1 protein-coding gene is annotated in these 1,838 nt (G+C 70.1%); it reads left to right on the forward strand.

Annotated features, from left to right (window positions below; translation table 11 throughout):
* Window positions 1-159 precede the first annotated feature (159 nt).
* The coding region (locus QN345_RS18605) for a GGDEF domain-containing protein (RefSeq protein ID WP_323509062.1) at window positions 160-1,838 on the forward strand (1,679 nt) is incomplete at its 3' end.

Raw genomic sequence — 1,838 nt, forward strand, 5'->3', positions numbered from 1 at the left:
GTTAGAAACCTAGACGGAGAGCGGCGTGCACTCGTTAAGGCGCTCGGAAACCACCCACGGTAACGTCAGGAGAGCCCCTTTTTGGGGCTTTTTTCCGGCCGAATCGGGCCGGGTGCCCTGTTATGTTCGAAAGAGCGACAGACAGTCGGGGGGCTGAAGGTGGACTCGAAGGCGGCAGCACCGGAGGTGCGGGCATCTTCGGCAGCGCCCGTTCGCAGTACCGCACCGACGCCCGCACCGACACCCGCACCGTATTCGACGGCGGCACTCCTCGCCGCGTGCGAACTCTCGCGCGCCGACGGCCGGCACCTGGACGGCGCGGCGCAGGCCGAACAGGTGCTCGCGACCTTCGGGATCACCCCGGCCGAGTGCGCGCAGGCCCGCGAGCTGCTCGCACTGCACCGGTTGCGGCTGGGCGAGGTCGAGGCATCCGTTCGTCACGGGCTGCTCGCCCTCGAATACCTGGTCGACACGGGCGAACTGCTGCGGCAGTCGCAGGTGCACTGCACCCTGGCGCTCGCGTTCCATGAGTCCGGCCTGCACGAACCCGCGCTGCGCCACGTGCTCGGCGCGCTCTCCGCGGCGCGGGCGAGCGGCAGCAAGCTCGCCGAATTCTGGGCGCTCAGCCGGTCCTCGATGGTGCACGTGGGTATGGCCGACGCGCAGCGCGCCCTCGAACTGGGCCGCCAGGCGCTCGACCTGTCGCGGCTGCTCGAGGACGCCGAGGCCAGATTCGCCGGACTCAACAACCTCGGCGACACCTGCCTCGAGCTCGCCAAGACCCAGAGCGCCCAGGGCCTCGACCCGGCGGATGCCCTCCGAGAGGCACTCGACAATGTGCAGCAGGGCGCGGCGCTCGCCCAGGGCCAGGGACACGTCTTCTGGGAGACGATCGCGCGCACCAACCTCGTGAGCATCCTGATCGAGCTCCGCCGGTACGGCGAAGCGCGCGAACAGGTCGGGCTGTCCAAGCGCCTCGCGGCGGCGAACGGCTACCGGAATCTCGAACTCGACAATGACGCCCAGCTCGCCGAGCTCCTGCGTGCAGAGGGACGCATTGACGAGGCGACCGCGATGATGGTCGCCCAGCTGGCCGATCCCTTCATCGAGGACGATCCCGCGCGGCTCACCCGGCTGCATCGTGCGCTCGGGGAGATGTACAAGGAGCGCGGCCACTTCAAGTTCGCCCTCGACCACGCCGAAAAGCTGCACGAGCTGACCCTGCGCCTCACTCGGCAGACGGCGGGGCTGCAATCCCGGATGCTGATCAACACTCTCGAGATCGAACAGGCCCGCCACGAGACGGAGCGGTCGCAGCTCGAAGCACAGGTGCTGCGCATCCGTGCGGAGAAGCTCGACCAGCAGGCCCACACCGACCCGCTCACCCTGTTGCCGAACCGGCGAGCGCTCGACCGGCAGTTGCCCGCGCTGATGCGCCGGGCGCACGACCGCGCGCAGCCGCTCTGCGCGGCGATGGTGGACCTCGACCACTTCAAACGGGTGAACGACGCGCACGGGCACGCCACGGGCGACCGGGTGCTGGCCGCGATGGGCACGATCCTGACGGCTGCCATCCGCGACAGCGACCTCGCGGTACGGCTCGGCGGCGAGGAATTCCTGCTGGTGTTCGGCGACGCGACCCCGGCCGACGCCGCGAAGGCCTGCGAGCGCCTGCTCGATGCGGTGAGTGGCTTCCGCTGGGACGACGTCGCCCCGGGCCTGCGCTGCACCGTGAGCATCGGCCTGGCCGTGCGGAACACCGGCGAACGCACCGCCCACTGGCTCGCCCGCGCCGACAAGGCCCTCTACGAGGCCAAGCGCGCCGGCCGCAACCGCGT

It is taken from the genome of Cryobacterium sp. 10I1, assembly GCF_035019805.1.
GTDB classification, from domain to species: Bacteria; Actinomycetota; Actinomycetes; order Actinomycetales; family Microbacteriaceae; genus Cryobacterium; species Cryobacterium glucosi.